The following is a 16,736-nucleotide window of genomic DNA, read 5'->3' on the forward strand; positions in this document are numbered from 1 at the left end:
GTGGATTTTTTTGATTTATTGCAAAATCATGCCGCTGTTTTTCTGTTAATGATGACTCGGATTAGCGGTATGTTCCTGATTGCGCCATTTTATGGCAGCCAGAATATACCAATATATTTCAGGGCTGGGGCTTGTTTTGCCATATCGCTGGTTATGTTTCCGGTGATAGACCAGAACTATCCTATAGAGGCGCCCATGTCATTGTTTGCCTATTCGTTGTCAGTGCTTTCTGAAATGTTTGTGGGTTGGCTTATAGGCTTTGTATGCTATGTGTGCCTTCAATGCGTTACCATGGCTGGTAAGATAATGGACATGCAGGTGGGCTTTGCAGTAGTAAATGAAATGGATCCAACATCGGGTCAGCAAAATCCACTGATTGGTACATTTCTTTACTATCTTACTATGATAGTCTTTCTGGTGACCAACGGCCATCACATGTTATTGACGGCCATAATCAGGAGCTTTGACGCCATACCAATGGTGGGTATACATTATGATGCCGCCATTACAGATTTAATAATAGATTTTACCGCTAACATATTCTTAACCGGTGTACAGATAGCCATGCCGATTACCTTCGCCATACTTCTTACGAATGTGTCCCTTGGTATATTGGCCCGTACCATGCCACAGATGAATATCTTCGTTGTAGGTATTCCGATGCAGATTGTTATTGGTACCTTCACTTTGGCTATTGTTATTCCATTTTATATATTGTTCTTGGATGTGTTGTTCAATGAGATGTATGGAAACATCACCATCGCCTTACGGGCAATACAATAAAAAATACAGACAACCTCTTTTCCAGTTTGATCTGCAGCTGTTCGCCGGTGAAAAAACCGAGGAACCAACTGCCAAGCGTAAGGCTGATGCCCGCAAAAAAGGTCAGGTTGGTAAAAGTCAGGAAATAAATGCCGCCTTCGTGTTGTTGGCCGGCTTTATGGTACTTAAAGTTCTTGGTGGCAATGCTGTGGCCGAGATTATGAATTATTCCACCTACATTTATGGTAACTTGAATGTTGATATAAATGAGGAGTCCATCATGCAGATGTTTATCGGCATGATAATCCTTCTGGCCAAGACCTCCATTCCGCTGATGGTATTTATTATGATTATCGGTTTGGCTATGAATCTGGCACAGGTAGGTCTTAATTTTTCCACAGAAACCATCAGCTTTGACCCTAATAAGCTCAATCCTATTAATGGTGCCAAGCGAATGTTTTCCAAGCGTTCATTGGTGGAGCTCATTAAGTCTTTGCTTAAGATAATAATAATAGGCTACTTTATTATCACTTATCTTAAAGATGAGGTTTTCCAGATACCGAAGCTCATTTACATGGATATATTCGCCGGGCTAAATAAGATGTCGGATACCATATTCTTTCTGGCATTTAAGATTATTGGCGTGTTCATCGTCATGGCGGTACTGGATTTTGCTTATCAGAAATGGCAGAACCTGCAGGATTTGAAAATGTCCAAGCAGGAGGTAAAGGAAGAATTCAAGCAGCAGGAAGGTGACCCTAAGATTAAGGGCAAGATTCGTCAGAAGCAGCGTCAGATGGCTATGGCCCGTATGATGCAGGAGGTTCCACAGGCTGACGTAATCGTAACAAACCCTACTCACTTTGCTGTTGCCTTAAAATATCAGTCGGGGATGTCTGCTCCTATTGTTATAGCAAAGGGGCAGGATTTGGTCGCCCAGAAAATCAAGGCCATTGCCAGGGAAAGCAAGGTTCCTATTGTGGAAAACAAGCCTTTGGCAAGAGCCCTCTTCGCCGCCGTGGAAATAGGTGCCGCTATTCCTCAGGAGCTGTACAAGGCTGTGGCTGAGGTGCTGGCTTATGTATATAGGCTAAAGAGAAAGACCAGATATTACGCGTAAGTTTTATTGATACATTAGGAGAACAACATGGCTGCTCCCGAGACGGCTGCCCAGGAGAAGGGCAGTTTTATAACTAAATACAGTGATGTAATGGTAGCAGTAGGTATTGTTACCATCGTTGTAATGATGATTATTCCGCTGCCAACCATGCTGCTGGACCTGTTGTTGTGTATGAACATAACCCTGGCCCTGATAGTTGTTATGGCGGCTATATATAATGTGGAGGCACTGGATTTGTCCGTGTTCCCATCACTGCTGTTGATAACCACACTGTTCCGATTGGCACTGAATGTATCTTCCACCCGACTAATTTTGTTGGAAGGCTACGCCGGAGAGGTAATCATGTCCTTCGGTAACTTCGTAGTGGGTGGTAATGCAGTAGTAGGTTTCATTATCTTCATAATTCTGATTATCATTCAGTTTATTGTTATTACCAAGGGTGCCGAGCGAGTTGCTGAGGTATCCGCACGATTCACACTGGACGCAATGCCTGGTAAGCAGATGTCCATCGATGCTGACCTTAACCAGGGTGCTATTACCGATGCTGAGGCCAGTGAGCGCAGAATGAAGATTCAGCGCGAAGCTGACTTCTACGGAGCCATGGATGGTGCCAGTAAGTTCGTAAAAGGTGATGCTATTGCGGCTATCATCATTATTTTGATTAATATAACCGGTGGTTTTATCATCGGCATGGTTCAGAGAAATCTCACAGTTCAGCAGGCACTTTCCAACTATACACTGCTTACTGTAGGTGAGGGTTTGGTAAACCAGATTCCTGCTCTGTTGATTTCCACTGCAACTGGTATTATTGTTACCCGTGCTGCTTCTGACAGCAATTTGGGTCATGACCTCGTTACCCAGCTGGGGCGTCATGACCGTGTATTCTTTATCGTTGCCGGTGTGCTTTTGGCATTGGCACTGGTTCCAGGCCTTCCAGGACTGCCATTCAGTATTTTGGCTGCAGTCTGTGCCTTTATCGGCTATCAGAAGACCAGAGGACAAAAAGAGGTGGAGGAAACTGCCACTGTTCAGAAAAAGGAAAAGAGCAAAACCGAGGCTACCAAGCCGGAAAATATTGTTTCTCTCCTGCAGGTTGATCCTATGGAGCTGGAAATTGGTTACAGCTTGATTCCACTGGTTGATACCGGCCAGGGCGGTGACCTTTTGGACCGTATCGTTATGATTAGGCGTCAATGCGCATTGGAACTGGGTTTGGTGGTTCCTACCATTCGTATCCGTGATAATATTCAAATAAAACCTAACGCATATATTATAAAACTTAAAGGAATTGAGATAGCGAAGGGCGAATTATTACTAGACCACTTCTTAGCGATGAATTCAGGTACTGTGTTTGAGGAAATTCAGGGAATTGAAACACAGGAGCCTGCTTTTGGCTTGCCGGCACTCTGGATTCCAGAAGCATCAAGGGAGCAGGCTGAGTTGAATGGTTATACTGTAGTAGATGCTGTATCTGTTCTGGCAACTCATTTGACTGAGGTTATCAAGGCCCATGCCGATGAAATCCTTGGCCGTCAGGAGACCCAGAACCTTATTGATAATGCACGTAAGACCAACTCTACCCTTGTGGACGAGATTGTGCCTGATCTGATGAGTGTTGGTGAAATTCAGAAGGTATTGGCAAATCTCCTACGGGAGCGTGTATCTATCAGAGATATGGCTACTATTTTGGAGGTATTGGCGGATTATGCCCGTGCCACCAAGGATACGGAGATTTTAACTGAGTATGTAAGACATGCATTGTCTCGACAAATCACTCAGCAATATACCCAGAATAATCAGCTTACATGTATCACACTTGACCCTACCATTGAGAACCGCATTGCCGGTGCCGTTCAGCGTACCGACCGGGGTTCCTATGTAAGTCTTGATCCTGATACTATGCAGAAGATTCTTACCGCATTGGGTGCAGAACTGCAGAAGCTGACGGACATGGGGTATCAGCCAATTGCCCTTACAAGCCCGACTGTGCGCCTGTATTTCAGAAAATTGGTTGAAAGGTCCGTTCCTGGGATTATCGTTCTGTCTCACGCTGAGATAGAGCAAACTGTAGAGATACAGATTATTGGGGTGGTGAAGATCTAAATTGAGGATAAAAACATTTAAGGCACCTACGCTGAAGGAAGCCATGGCTAATGTTAAGGCTGAGCTTGGCATAGATGCAGTTATTTTACATACAACTCGTTCAAAAAAAGGTGGACTTCTTGGCTTTGGCAGCAAGGAAGTGGTTGAGGTAATTGCTGCTGTGGAGGATGAGCCACAGCAAAAGCCGATTAAAAGGGCAGCTGCAAAAAATCCTGCTCCATCACAAAAGGCAACAGCTGCAGTTCCGCCTCGTATGTCAGCGGCTACTGCAGCACCATCAGCAGCTCCTGCTCATGCAATGGGAAAAACAGCCTCGGCTCCAGTCATGGGCAATCCGATTTCGGCTCCAACCATGGGGAATCAGGCTTCCGCTCCTGCTATGGGAACATCTGCTGCAGAGCCTATGGTACCGCCTATTATTCCTAGAAAAACCGCAGTTTCCCAGTATCAGACTGCTGGCACTCAGTTTAGTGTTGATAATGCCCAGCTTAGGGCTGATCAGTATGATGCGGGACATACTGCCTCTGCAGTTGGGGGGCGCAATACCCAGGGACCACAGGTCCAGTCTACGTTTGAGGATATTTTATCCTCTCTTGACCGCATCAAAGCAGCTGACAATGATAGTGTTCAGTCAGCTATAGGAGCCTCTCGTGCCGATGAAAATCTCATTACTGTAGGTCGTATAATTAAGCCTATGGAAAAAAAGGAAGAACCGGAGCCAGTAAAGGCTGCGGAACCTTCTGCAACAGATTTGGCCGCTATGGCAGAGGCTGCTGCCAAGGAAGAAGCCTTCGTCAAGGCGGCAAAGCAGGTCGAGGATGACCAGGAAACCATTCAGTCTTTGCAGAATGAGCTTGACGAAATGAAAGAAATGCTGGCCCGTATGGGGAAAGCAGCTTCTGATCAGGACCAGGAGATTACTCTCCAGCAGGCCCTTCGTTCATGTGATATTGATGAAAAAATTATTCAGGATATGATCCGTCGCCTTTCCGGAGCGGAAATTCTTGAAGACAAGGACTCCGAAAAAGCGCATCGTTCTTTGGAGAAATTCCTAAAAAAGACAATAAGGGTAGCTTCGGGCATTACCCTTTATTCTGATAAACCTAAAATCGTGGCTCTCATAGGTCCAACTGGTGTGGGCAAGACCACAACTCTTGCCAAGATTGCTGCTAAGTTTGTGTTGGAAAAAGGTGTAAGCGCAGCTCTGATTACTGCCGATACCTATCGTATCTCTGCAGTGGAGCAGCTTAAGACATATTCTGACATTTTGGGCTTGCCCATCGAGATTGTTTATTCTCCTGAGGCATTGCAGCAGGCTATTGAAAAGCACTCTGACAAGCAGCTTATTCTTATTGATACTGCTGGAAGAAGCCAGTACAATGAGTTCCAGATGAAGGAGCTCATGGGACTTTTAAAGGCAAACAAGGACATTGAAAAGCATCTTGTACTTAGCTCTACTACCAAGCACAGGGATGCTGAGGAAATCCTGAACAGATTTATGCCTTGTGAGCCTGAAAGGGTAATCTTTACTAAGACTGACGAAACCAGCTCTTTAGGACTTATTATGAATCTTCTTTACAAGAAAAAAATTGCTTTGTCCTATGTTACCAACGGACAGAGTGTTCCTGATGATATTACTCCGGCCAGCTATCCGAAGCTGGTAGAAATGCTGCTGAGGTAAGTATTATGAATGATCAGGCAGCAAATCTCCGTCGCCTTGTGGAGGATAAGAATGTTTATCCAGAACCGCCAATTCTCAAGGAGACAGATGAAAAAGAAAAAATAACAAAAATCAAGGCGGAATCCAAGGGCCCTCGTACTATTGCCATAACCAGCGGCAAGGGGGGCGTTGGAAAAACAAATCTTACAGTTAATCTGGCTATTGCCCTTGGCAACATGGGCAAGCGGGTAATTATAATCGATGCCGATATGGGCATGGCCAATGTGGACATTTTGCTGGGTACTTCATCTAGGGTGAATCTTATGAATTTGCTTGATCCCGATGTAGCCCTGGAGGATGTTCTTCTCAGAGGCCCTTATGGTGTGAGCTATATTTCCGGAGGCTCCGGCATGGAGCATGCCGCTGAGATGACCGCAACCGAGCGGGAGGTACTCTTTAATAAGCTGGGGGCCTGCGAGGATTGGGCAGATATTATATTGGTGGATACGGGTGCTGGTATTGGCAAAAACGTGCTTGATTTTATCGTTTCTGCTGATGAAGTACTGTTGGTTACCACCCCGGAGCCTACAGCATTAACTGATGCTTATGCCGTTATGAAGGGCTACAGCAGAACTACTGAAAATCCAAACCTTAAGCTTGTCGTAAATCGGGTTATTGATGAGCCCGAAATACGGGAAGTGGTTGGCACTTTATCAAGGACCGCAGAAAAATTTCTGAAGCTTTCCGTAGAGTGCATTGGATATATATATGACGATCAGATGATGGTGAAGTCGGTAAGGTCTCAGGTGCCTATAATGTCAGGGCATCCGGAGGCAATATCGGCCAGATGTATAGCATCTATTGCCAGTGGTCTCGTCAATGGGCGTCAGGAGAAAATTAAACTTGGCTGGCGCGGATTCCTGAGAAGACTGTTTAGGAAGTGATGTCTTCTTAAACGCGATGAGTTGGAAAGGAAATACAATGAAGAGAGCAGAAATTGTCAAAGCTAATAAAGTGCTGAGATTTGGGCAAAGAGCACAGGTATCTCTTATGGATGATACCCGCTTTTATAATAGCAGAATTGAGGACATGAAAGACAATTATATGGTTCTGGCAATGCCCGTAGATGATAAGCATCGTCCTCTAATACCGGAGGTAGGTACTAATGTCATCTGCAAGGTGTTGGATGAGCGTTGTTTCTATCTTTTCCGTGCTGTTTTTATGGATAAGGGTATAGAAAATATACCTGTTTGGTATATTTCCAGACCAGAGGAAGTTGAAAAGGCTCAGAACCGTGAATTCGTTCGTGTAAAGGCTACCTTGCCAGTGGTTGTGCGCCCTGTAAACGATGAAGGTGCTCTGGAGGAAATGGTACTTACATCATCAGTGGACCTAAGTGGCGGTGGCATGTGTATTGCTTTTAAACGCCCGTTGCCAGTGGACAGCAAGATAGCAATAGAACTGGATGATATTCCAAATATTGGTCTTTTACAGCTGATGTGCCGTGTGGCCCGTTGTGTTGAAATTGATGTTAACGGCGAAAAAGTTTATCATATAGGTACGGAATTTCTGTCGATTGACAGAAATGTCCAAAATCGACTTATAAAATATATCTTCGATTTACAACGGAGAGGATTGGCCAAGGGGATTGATAAGCTTTAAGGGGGTGTCGGTATGATTCGCGTATTAATAGCTGATGATTCGTCCTTTATGAGAAAGGTTCTGTCAGACTTATTTATGTCGGCTCCTGATTTTGAGGTAGTCGGAACTGCTCCGGATGGTAGTGAAGCGGTCAAGCTCGTTTCAAGATTGAAGCCGGATTTGGTAACTATGGACGTAAATATGCCCATTATGAATGGCTTGCAGGCTTTGGAAGTAATAATGGAATCGTGTCCAACACCTGTGGTTATGCTAAGTAGTCTGACCAAGAAGGATGCTGATGAAACCATCAGGGCACTTCAGCTTGGGGCAGTGGATTTTATCACTAAAGCAGGCGGATCAGTATCGCGAATAGACACCATTAAGGATGAAATTCTGGAAAAAAGTCGCAACGCGGCAACTGCGAAAGTAAAAAAAATTATAAATAATGAGAATATTCTAGGAAAAAAGCAGGAAGCAGCGAATTTAAAGCGAATAAATATACTTGAAAGAAAAGGTGTTACTACACCTAATAGGGGAATAGCCCCAACATCAATCGTTGCCAGTCGCTTGAAGCCTACGGCTCATGTGACTGCAACATCAAGGACATCCTCCATATTGCAGCAACGCAGCTCAGTTACAGAGAAGCTTGCGAAAAGGGAGAACCCATATTTGAAAATGCGTAGTGCTCACAGCAGTGGTTCTTCGGGAGGAAACAAGCTCATAGCTTTAGGGACTTCCACAGGTGGTCCAAAAGCTTTGCAGTATGTGGTTCCCAAGCTGCCGGCTGATATGCCGTGTGGCATGGTAATAGTGCAACATATGCCCGCAGGCTTCACTAAATCGTTGGCGGAGCGTTTGGATGACATGTCTCAGGTGAAAGTTAAGGAAGCTGAAGATATGGAGCCAATTTTACCGGGTTGTGTTTACATAGCTCCAGGTGATTATCACATGGAGATAACTGGTAACGGTTCACAAAGAGTAATCTCACTGAATCAGAACCCACCTTTGGCGGCCCATCGCCCGGCAGTAGACATAATGTTTGACTCTGTTGCCCAGTATGGCGATGACGTGGTGTCCGTCATATTAACCGGCATGGGGTGTGATGGCACCGCTGGAATGAAAAAGATTAAAAAGGCCGGAGGATACATTATTGCTGAGTCCAAGGAGACTTGCGTAGTGTATGGGATGCCAAAGGCCGTTGTGGACGCTGGAATATCTGACGAGGTCCTGCCCGTTCAGAACATAGCTGAAGCAATTATGAATGCAGTTAGAAAATAAGTTAATCAGGGGGAATAGAAATGGAAACAAATCAGTACATGGAAATGTTTTTGGACGAGTCGCGGGAACATTTGCAGTCTCTGAATGACGGCCTGCTGAGTCTGGAAAATGATCCGGAGGATTTGTCCGTCTTAAATGAAATCTTCCGTAATGCCCATACTTTAAAGGGTATGTCCGCAACTATGGGGTACACAAAGACAGCAGAATTGACCCATGATATGGAAAATTTGCTCGATATGCTCCGTAAGGAACAGCTGAAGGTTAGCCCTGAAATTATAGATGTAATTTTCAAGTGCTTGGATACCTTACAGGAAATGGTTGAGAATATCAGCAACGGTGAGTCTGAGGATTTGGTAGATGTATCTGATCTGGTTCGTCAGGTAAATGCAATTGCCAAGGGCGAATCCGCAGATGCAGCACCAGCTGAAGCAGCACCTGCTGCAGATGCTGCACCAGAGGCTTCCGGGGAAGCTGGCGCTATTCATATCAGTGATACTGAAAAAACTGTTATTGTTGAAGCAAAGAATAGCGGCCTTGTTCCTTACCACGTTCATGTGGAAATTTCTGAGAACTGTATATTAAAGTCAGCTCGTTCCTATATGGTAATGAACGCGCTGGATGAAATCAGTGATGTAATTAAGTCTGTTCCACCTGCAGAGGACTTGGAACAGGAGAAGTTTGATCACAGCTTCGATGTAATTATCGTCAGCGATGCTGATGCCAAGGCTATTGAGAGTGCAGTTTCTGCTATTTCTGAGATCACAGTTGCAAACGTAACAGAGTTTGATCCTGAAAAGGCAGCAGCACCAGCCGCACCAGCAGCTCCTGCAGCTGCTCCAGCAGCAGCTTCTGCTCCAGCAGCACCAGCAGCAAAGGCAGCACCTGCTCCAGCCAAGAAGGCTGATGCTAAGCCAGCAGCCAAGGATGCTAAGAAGACTCACATGGGTGGTCAGTCAGTACGTGTAGATATTGAAAAGCTGGATACACTCATGAATCTGGTAGGAGAGCTTGTTACCAACAAGGTTCGCCTTGAGCAGATTGGCATGACCCATAGACTGACAGATCTTACAGAGACTTTGGAGCAGATGGACAGAGTTACCACTGACCTCCAGTCAGTAGTAATGAAGGTCCGCATGGTGCCAGTTAGTCAGGTATTTAACAGATTCCCTCGTATGGTCCGTGACCTTACCAAGGAACTGAACAAGGAAATCAACCTTACAATTGAGGGTGAGGATACAGAGCTGGACCGTACAGTTATCGATGAGATCGGCGATCCATTGATGCATCTGCTCCGTAATTCCCTTGACCATGGTGTTGAGCATCCTGATGAGCGTGAAGCGAAGGGTAAACCTCGTACTGGTGAGGTTGGCCTTATTGCCCGCCATGAAGGTAACAATGTTGTTATCATGGTTACTGATGATGGTTCTGGTATCAATGCTGATAAGATTCGTAACAAGGCCGTTGAAAAAGGTATGATTAGCCGTGAGGAGGCTGACGCATTACCAGATGCTGATGCAGTCCGTCTGATCTTCCTGCCAGGCTTCTCCACCGCGGAGGTTATTACCGACGTATCTGGTCGAGGCGTAGGTATGGATGTTGTTCGCAGCAAGATTGAATCCTTGGGCGGTAATGTAGACGTTGAGACCAAGATTGATGAAGGTTCTGTATTCAAGATTAAGTTGCCTCTGACTCTGGCTATTATCCAGGCTATGCTGGTTAAGGTTCAGAATGAGATGTATGCAATTCCTCTTGGATCTATTGACAGCACCATTAATATCACTCCTGATGATATTAAGACCGTACAGAACAAGGAAGTTATTGTTCTTCGCGGTGAGATTATTCCAATTGCCCGTCTGGGTGAAGTCCTTAGCGTGCCTAAGGGTGAGGATACCAACGAGGAAGACATCTTTGTGGTTGTTGTACATGTTGGTGATCACAAGATGGGTATTGTTGTTGACAATCTCATTGGTCAGCAGGAAATCGTTATTAAGACACTTGGCAAGCTCCTGTCCGGTCTGAAGATGCTGGCTGGTGCTACTGTTCTGGGTGATGGTCATGTTGCTATGATCCTGGACGTAAGTTCATTGATGTAATCATAGGAGGGGTGAAAAATGGCTAACATAGAAGGACAGATAGTATCTGACGGTGAGGTTCAGGTAGTTGCTTTTAAACTTAGAAATGAAGAATATGGTTTTAGTATTTTAAATGTTCAGGAAATAAAAGGGCTGACAGATATTACCAGAGTTCCATTTGCTCCGGAATTTATCAAGGGAGTAATAAATCTTCGTGGTAGTGTATTGCCAGTAATCGACTTGAAGCGTCGTCTCGGCTTGGAGGATACTCCATATACTGCAAATACCCGTATAGTAATCGTCCAGCTGGATGAGGTTTCTGTAGGTATGCTGGTTGATGCAGTGACTGAGGTTAGAACTATCAATGCAGATGACATTGATTCTACCAGAGCTGTAACTGGTACAGATGCAAATTCAAGATTTATCTCTGGTATTGGCAAGGTTGATGGAAGACTGATAATTCAGCTTAACATTAGCGAAATCATTGGTCTTACTGGCGAAGAATAATTTCTGGATGGGGTGAAGATATGTCAGATGATGTTGCAAGCTTATCTGCTAACCAGATGGATGCGCTACGTGAGATTGGTAATGTTGGTGCTGGAAACTCAGCTACTGCTTTATCCCAGATTATAAACAGACGCATCGATATGAACGTCCCAAGGGTATCAATAGTACCCCTTGGTGATGTTCCTGACCTGGTAGGTGGACCTGATGTTATGGTTGTAGGAGTCTTCCTCAGAGTATATGGTAAGGCTCCTAGTAATATTCTGTTCCTGTTGCCAAGGGATAGTGCGTTCTATCTCGTTGACATGCTCATGGGCAAGAAGCGTGGTGATACGCAGAAGCTGGACTTTATGGATGAGTCCGCACTTATGGAGATAGGTAATATCCTTTCCGGTGCATATTTGAACGCTTTGTTCAATTTTACTAATATATCCCTGCTGCCAACTATTCCTGCTTTGGCAATGGATATGGCAGGTGCTATTTTAAGCGTAGTATTGATTCAGCTTGGTCAGATGGGTGACCATGCTTTAGTTATTGAGACTGAGTTCAATACCGATGATGAGGGTATCAAGGGACACTTCTTCTTGGTACCTGATCCTGGTTCATTGGAAACTATACTGTCTGCAGTGGGAGTTGAATGATATGCCAGAATTAGTTAAGGTTGGAATGGCCGATGCAAAAGTCGGTACAGCTCCATCAACGTTAATTAGTTATGGACTTGGTTCATGTATTGGCATCTCACTATATGATCCGCAGACTAAGGTCGGCGGGCTCCTTCATATAATGTTGCCAGACAGTACCCAGTCCAGGGCTAACGAAAACAGGGCAAAATTTGCGGATACTGGTATACCAGATATGCTGAATGAAGTGCTGAAGTTGGGTGCTTCCAGGAGCAGATTGGTTGCCAAAATTGCTGGTGGCGCCCAGATGTTTGCTTTTGCCAACGCTACAGATATAATGCGTGTGGGGCAAAGAAATGCTCAAGCTGCCAAGGATGTTCTTGCCGGCTTAGGTATTCCTATTATCGGTGAAGATACGGGTGGCAGCTATGGTCGTACAGTATCCATCGATTTATCAAATGGTGTATACAAGGTTAAGACCATTGATAAGGGCGAGAAAGAAATTTAGACGGTGATTGATGTGTTTAAGCTAGGTGCAGCTTCAGTTTGCGGGGCTATAGCAGCTTTGACTGCTATAGTCGCAGGACTGTTATCAGATGCCCGGTTGCAGATTATTCTTGGCCGGGCATTTTGTAGCTTTATAGTGTCAGGACTGGTTGTCTATATTGCTATCTTCTTGTTTGACCGTTTGGGTTATGCCTCAATAATTCATGAGTTTGAGGAAAACTGGAAGAATGGGGAAAAGGAAGAAGAAACGGCAGTAGGGGACAAACAGGAAACAGAGGAGAATTCAGAGGATTCAGGAGAAGCAGGGGAAGAAGCTCCTCAGGAGGAATCTGATTTGACTGAAGACGGAGGTTTTACTCCACTTCAGGCTGATGAGTTGCGTCATGTGGCAACTGATCAGGAGGAATAAGTTTTTTTGCGTGGGTTTTATAATGGTGGTGAGAGAAGTTGCAGAGCACAGCGTTAAGTCCTGAGGCAGTTAAAGAGCTTTGGATTGAATACAGTCGTGACAAGGACAACATAGACATCAGGAATCAACTGGTAGAGCATTATCTCCCACTGGTTAATATTATAGCCGGCAGATTGGCCATTAGTCTGCCAAGTCATGTGGATACCGATGACCTGAAGGTCAGCGGGTATTTTGGTTTAATGGACGCTGTGTCCCGATATGACTATAATCGGGGCAATAAATTCGAGACGTATGCAGGTATCAGAATCAGCGGGGCTATGAAGGATGATCTTCGAGCCCGGGATTGGATATCTGTTTCCTTGCGTCAGAAAATAAAAAAATATGAAAGTACGATAATTACTCTGGAGGGAGAGTTAGGGCGCACTCCAACAGATGAAGAACTGGCAGATGCTCTTGAAGTGACCATGGAACAGCTTCATGCACTGGAGCAGCAGGTGAGTGCCTCTACAATCATCCCTTTGGGAGAATATATAAAATTTGAAACAGCATCTTCTGCTGTGAATGATCCTACTAAAAGCCTTGAGACAGTGGAAATGAAAGAAACACTGGCCAAGGCAATAGATCAGCTGTCCGAAAAGGAACGGCTGGTAATAGCACTTTATTATCACGAAGAGTTAACCATGAAGGAAATCAGCCAGGTATTGCATTTATCTGAGGCCCGTATCTGTCAGCTGCACACAAAGGCAGTATTTAAGCTGAGGGGCTTTTTGGCAAACGAGGCGTTGGATCTTTAAAATAAATCAGTTTGCAAATGCAAGGATGCATTTGTTGGTTGTTCCTCTGGAGAGGGTGGGATAACCAAAGGAGGGCTGTTTATGGATAATACAAGTTCAGTCTCTACAGTGGGTAGCCGTGATTCTGGTTATTTGTTTGAATTCCGCAATGATGGTGTATATTTGACTGTATACGAATCTTCAGAACCGGGTATTCAATTTGAATTATCAGATATGCGTCAGATATTAAGGGAATTTAGTGTTGATGACTATAATCTGGAGCTTTTGGCCAGATTGGTCCGCGAAGCAAATGGTGTTCCTACAAAGATATCTGACACTTTTGTTGTTCCTGAAAATTATAAAGAGGGCGGCCGGCATGGAAATACTGATGTCCAGCTGACAACTGAGGAACTACAGGAAAACAGGGAATATGGTAATGTCTTTGTGGATGTTTCCAAAGATAAGCTGGAGGTAACAGTTCGCTTCGATATTAGAGAGAATCAGGCGATACCAACTGTTGATATGATAAAGGAAGCTCTGGCTATCAAGAATATTGTTTTTGGAATTGACGAGGAAGCTGTTAAGGAAGCAGCTGAATCCGGACGTATTACAAAGGTTGCATTTGGTATTCCACCAGAGCATGGCCTTGATGCTCAGATAATTAAGAAATTTGACATGAGCATTACTGGTAGGCCAGTGGCGGACGAATATGATCGTGTGGACTACAAGAACCTTAATATTTTCCTTTTGGCGAAGAAGGGGCAGGTACTGGCTGAGAGAATTCCTCACACCCAGGGCAAGCCGGGAACCAATGTTCATGGGGCCACAATTCGTCAGAAGCCAGGTAAACCAAAGCCTGTTCCAGCTGGTAAAAACACCGTTATTAAGGACGAAAATTTTGTTGTGTCCGAAATTGATGGGCAGATCGTGGATAACGGGAACAAGATAAGCGTTGACCCACATTTGGACGTTAAGGGTGATGTGGGGATGGCCACCGGCAATATAGATTTTGTTGGTGGTGTTACTGTAAATGGCAGTGTTCAGCTTGGGTTCCAGCTGAAAGCTACCGGCGATATTGAAATAAAGGGCATGATCAGCGGCGGCGATGTTATTGGTCGAAATATCGTTGTTAAGGGCGGTGTTCAGGGTATGAGCCGTGGCACTGTTCGGGCAGAAAACGATTTTCAGGCTACCTTTGCAGAAAATGCTGATATTGAGGCTGGAGGCAATGTAATAATTACGGATGTCGCCATGCACTCCACCATCAGAGCGGGCCATACTCTTATTGTTGAGGGTAAAAAGGGTCTGATTAATGGTGGAAATTTGGCGGCTGGTGAAGAAATAAGAGCCACCAATGTTGGTAATGCCTCCAATGTTGTTACCCGACTTACTGTTGGGGTAAATCCAATGCTTCAGAAGCAGTATCAGACTGTATTAAAAGAATATAATGAGGCCAAGAAACGCCTTGATCAGGTTACTAAGATGATTAACACCCTTGGTAAGCTTGATATAAGCCAACTGCCACCTGATAAGGCAGAGCGTTTTAATGCCTTGATTCGTTCCCAGTTCCCATTGGCAGGTACGGTGGAACGTAACGAGCGTCTTCTTAAAGAGCTGGATGTTGAGCTTCAAAAGATGAAACGTGGTAAGATTAGAGTAAAGGATACCATGTATCCGGGGGCCAGATTGAGCATAAACTCCATTATGAAGAATGTTCAGGTGGAGGAGAAATGCTGTACTCAGTATGTGGAAGATGATTTCATAAAAATAGGTGCATATTGATAGGCGAAAGGGGCTGTTTTTATGGATTTTAGCCCAATGAATATCAGAATGACTGTACCACAGTCGGCGGATGTTGGCCAGATTCAGCATAACATGAACCAACACGGAGCTGTGGTACATGATTATCAGGCCGTAAAGGACCAGCAGGAGCAGGAGCATCTGCAGCAGCAGGTTCGTAGTAAGGAAGAAGCTGAAGGTCAGAAAATTAAGGATAATCCTGACGAGGAGCGGGGTAAAGGTGGCTATCGTGGAAGGAAGCGTAAGGCCGCTCCAGTGAACAGCGAAGAAGAAATACAGGAAGCTGAGCCAGAGAAAATGGCAGTTGACCAATATAGAGGTCATAATATAGATATTAGTTTTTAATGGGAGAGTTAGATGACCACTGAGATTTTAGGTTTTATAATTATTGTCGGAGCGATTATTGTATTATTGGCTCGCCGACAGCTCCAGAAGGTGGAGGAGGATCCTGAGGTGATGGAAGCCTCTGCAGGGAGACTTCGCTATGAGCTGGAGCAATCAGCGGATGAGATTATTAATCGCATGGCAGGTCATATAGACCACTTGGAAGGCCTGCTCCGGGAAGCTGATTATAAGGCGGAGATGTTGCAGCAGCGTATTGACGAGCTGCAGAAGTTGCAGCAAAGTCCTGTGGTTAATTCTGTCCAATCCCAACAGTTCCAGGCACAGTCAGTAGCTGAGCCACAATCGATAGCAGTGAACCAACCAACAGCCGAACCTTTGGCATCTGAGGAAGTTGTATTCCCTCGGGATGGAGAAAGCGATTTTTCCCAGCTGCTGGAGTCTAATATGCAGGACCCGAATCTGGTGATTCCTGAAAATGTGGAATACGCAGAAAACTTACCACAGAGCTCTGAAATATCAGCGGAAAATTTGGAAGACGCTCAGGGTGTTTATGATGAGTTCCCTACTGAAGCTGTTAACCAGCCAGAAGCTGAAGCTGACAGTGGCATTTCCGAGGAAGCAAAGCTTGCTTTGGAGGCATTTCGGGAGGTTTCTAAAAATCTTGAGGCGGCTCAACACGATATGGGGCTGAATATAGATATAAGCTCTGAGCCGGAGCCAATGCTGGAAATGGGGCCTGAGTATGGGATAGCTTCAGAGTATGAATCAAATCAGGAAGCTGGATATACCACAGCACCAGAATATGTATCTGAGCCTGCTGCGCCTATGATGGAGCAACAGCCGCTGGAACCGGTGATTGAGGATCCGGAGATTGATGATAGGGATGATGCGACTGAAATAGCCAGAAAGCTCTTAATGGCCGGCTATACCCCAGAGGATGTGGCACGTTTTACAGGCTTGGGCATGAATGCAATTGCCTTGCTAAAGCAAATCCACAATATCTAAAAGCGAAATTGTATGAAAATCTTGTTGACATAAAGTCTGTGGTTTCATATAATACTTTTTGTGTGAAGTTGTTATGTTTAACTTCAAGCATAAGTGAAATACGAAGTTATTTCACTGCTTATACAACTTGCGCAGGA

Annotated in this window: 16 protein-coding genes; all 16 read left to right on the forward strand. The window is 44.8% G+C overall.

Translation table 11 applies throughout. The annotated features are described in order from the left end of the window. The 16 genes from fliR to T355_RS0109395 all read left to right on the forward strand — a co-directional run bounded on the left by fliR (position 1) and on the right by T355_RS0109395 (position 16,599). Complete coding sequence (fliR, locus tag T355_RS0109320; protein ID WP_027397520.1) at positions 1-783, forward strand: flagellar biosynthetic protein FliR; 783 nt, start codon at positions 1-3, stop codon at positions 781-783. Beyond that, the gene (flhB, locus tag T355_RS0109325; protein WP_027397521.1) at positions 746-1,882 is read left to right on the forward strand and encodes a flagellar biosynthesis protein FlhB; all 1,137 of its coding nucleotides are present in this window, start codon (positions 746-748) and stop codon (positions 1,880-1,882) included. Before fliR ends, flhB begins: the two co-directional genes overlap by 38 nt. 27 nt (positions 1,883-1,909) lie before the next feature. Next, entirely contained in the window at positions 1,910-3,985 is a 2,076-nt protein-coding gene (flhA, locus tag T355_RS0109330) for a flagellar biosynthesis protein FlhA (protein WP_027397522.1), read from the forward strand. A gap of 1 nt (position 3,986) precedes the next feature. Next, positions 3,987-5,666 carry a flagellar biosynthesis protein FlhF gene (gene flhF, locus T355_RS0109335; RefSeq protein ID WP_027397523.1) on the forward strand — a complete coding sequence of 560 codons (1,680 nt, stop codon included), beginning with the start codon at positions 3,987-3,989 and terminating at the stop codon, positions 5,664-5,666. A gap of 5 nt (positions 5,667-5,671) precedes the next feature. Continuing rightward, entirely contained in the window at positions 5,672-6,589 is a 918-nt protein-coding gene (locus T355_RS0109340; protein ID WP_027397524.1) for a MinD/ParA family protein, read from the forward strand. 37 nt (positions 6,590-6,626) lie between these two features. Further along, the gene (locus tag T355_RS0109345) at positions 6,627-7,307 is read left to right on the forward strand and encodes a flagellar brake protein (protein ID WP_027397525.1); all 681 of its coding nucleotides are present in this window, start codon (positions 6,627-6,629) and stop codon (positions 7,305-7,307) included. Between the two features lie 12 nt (positions 7,308-7,319). After that, complete coding sequence (locus T355_RS0109350; protein WP_027397526.1) at positions 7,320-8,564, forward strand: protein-glutamate methylesterase/protein-glutamine glutaminase; 1,245 nt, start codon at positions 7,320-7,322, stop codon at positions 8,562-8,564. A 20-nt stretch (positions 8,565-8,584) separates the two neighbouring features. Beyond that, a complete protein-coding gene (locus T355_RS0109355; protein ID WP_027397527.1) occupies positions 8,585-10,657 on the forward strand; it encodes a chemotaxis protein CheA in 2,073 nt (690 codons plus the stop codon). Between the two features lie 18 nt (positions 10,658-10,675). Next, positions 10,676-11,143: a chemotaxis protein CheW gene (locus T355_RS0109360; RefSeq protein WP_027397528.1), complete on the forward strand. Its 468-nt coding sequence runs from the start codon at positions 10,676-10,678 to the stop codon at positions 11,141-11,143. A gap of 20 nt (positions 11,144-11,163) precedes the next feature. Continuing rightward, positions 11,164-11,781, forward strand: coding sequence for a chemotaxis protein CheC (locus T355_RS0109365; protein WP_027397529.1), 618 nt, complete (start codon positions 11,164-11,166; stop codon positions 11,779-11,781). A gap of 1 nt (position 11,782) precedes the next feature. Then, on the forward strand, positions 11,783-12,268 hold the full coding sequence (locus T355_RS0109370; RefSeq protein ID WP_027397530.1) for a chemotaxis protein CheD: 486 nt from the start codon (positions 11,783-11,785) through the stop codon (positions 12,266-12,268). Between the two features lie 12 nt (positions 12,269-12,280). Further along, positions 12,281-12,676, forward strand: coding sequence for a hypothetical protein (locus tag T355_RS0109375; RefSeq protein WP_155851709.1), 396 nt, complete (start codon positions 12,281-12,283; stop codon positions 12,674-12,676). Positions 12,677-12,714: 38 nt separating this feature from the next. Further along, entirely contained in the window at positions 12,715-13,470 is a 756-nt protein-coding gene (locus tag T355_RS0109380; RefSeq protein ID WP_027397532.1) for a FliA/WhiG family RNA polymerase sigma factor, read from the forward strand. 81 nt (positions 13,471-13,551) lie between these two features. Then, positions 13,552-15,231, forward strand: coding sequence for a DUF342 domain-containing protein (locus T355_RS0109385; protein ID WP_027397533.1), 1,680 nt, complete (start codon positions 13,552-13,554; stop codon positions 15,229-15,231). A gap of 21 nt (positions 15,232-15,252) precedes the next feature. Next, positions 15,253-15,594 (forward strand): hypothetical protein, encoded by a 342-nt coding sequence (locus T355_RS0109390; RefSeq protein WP_027397534.1) that lies wholly within the window; start codon positions 15,253-15,255, stop codon positions 15,592-15,594. A 12-nt stretch (positions 15,595-15,606) separates the two neighbouring features. Then, positions 15,607-16,599 (forward strand): hypothetical protein, encoded by a 993-nt coding sequence (locus tag T355_RS0109395; protein ID WP_027397535.1) that lies wholly within the window; start codon positions 15,607-15,609, stop codon positions 16,597-16,599. Positions 16,600-16,736: the final 137 nt, after the last annotated feature.

Origin of the sequence: Anaerovibrio lipolyticus LB2005 (assembly GCF_000621545.1) — a bacterium.
Lineage (GTDB): Bacteria > Bacillota > Negativicutes > Selenomonadales > Selenomonadaceae > Anaerovibrio > Anaerovibrio lipolyticus_A.

Bases quoted from the DNA above. Each gene is read 5' to 3' on its own strand.
- T355_RS0109345 (WP_027397525.1), top strand. From the start codon at position 6,627: ATGAAGAGAGCAGAAATTGTCAAAGCTAATAAAGTGCTGAGATTTGGG.
- flhB (WP_027397521.1), top strand. From the start codon at position 746: ATGGAAACATCACCATCGCCTTACGGGCAATACAATAAAAAATACAGA.
- T355_RS0109365 (WP_027397529.1), top strand. From the start codon at position 11,164: ATGTCAGATGATGTTGCAAGCTTATCTGCTAACCAGATGGATGCGCTA.
- T355_RS0109350 (WP_027397526.1), top strand. From the start codon at position 7,320: ATGATTCGCGTATTAATAGCTGATGATTCGTCCTTTATGAGAAAGGTT.
- T355_RS0109355 (WP_027397527.1), top strand. From the start codon at position 8,585: ATGGAAACAAATCAGTACATGGAAATGTTTTTGGACGAGTCGCGGGAA.
- T355_RS0109390 (WP_027397534.1), top strand. From the start codon at position 15,253: ATGGATTTTAGCCCAATGAATATCAGAATGACTGTACCACAGTCGGCG.
- T355_RS0109340 (WP_027397524.1), top strand. From the start codon at position 5,672: ATGAATGATCAGGCAGCAAATCTCCGTCGCCTTGTGGAGGATAAGAAT.
- flhA (WP_027397522.1), top strand. From the start codon at position 1,910: ATGGCTGCTCCCGAGACGGCTGCCCAGGAGAAGGGCAGTTTTATAACT.
- T355_RS0109385 (WP_027397533.1), top strand. From the start codon at position 13,552: ATGGATAATACAAGTTCAGTCTCTACAGTGGGTAGCCGTGATTCTGGT.
- T355_RS0109395 (WP_027397535.1), top strand. From the start codon at position 15,607: ATGACCACTGAGATTTTAGGTTTTATAATTATTGTCGGAGCGATTATT.
- T355_RS0109360 (WP_027397528.1), top strand. From the start codon at position 10,676: ATGGCTAACATAGAAGGACAGATAGTATCTGACGGTGAGGTTCAGGTA.
- T355_RS0109370 (WP_027397530.1), top strand. From the start codon at position 11,783: ATGCCAGAATTAGTTAAGGTTGGAATGGCCGATGCAAAAGTCGGTACA.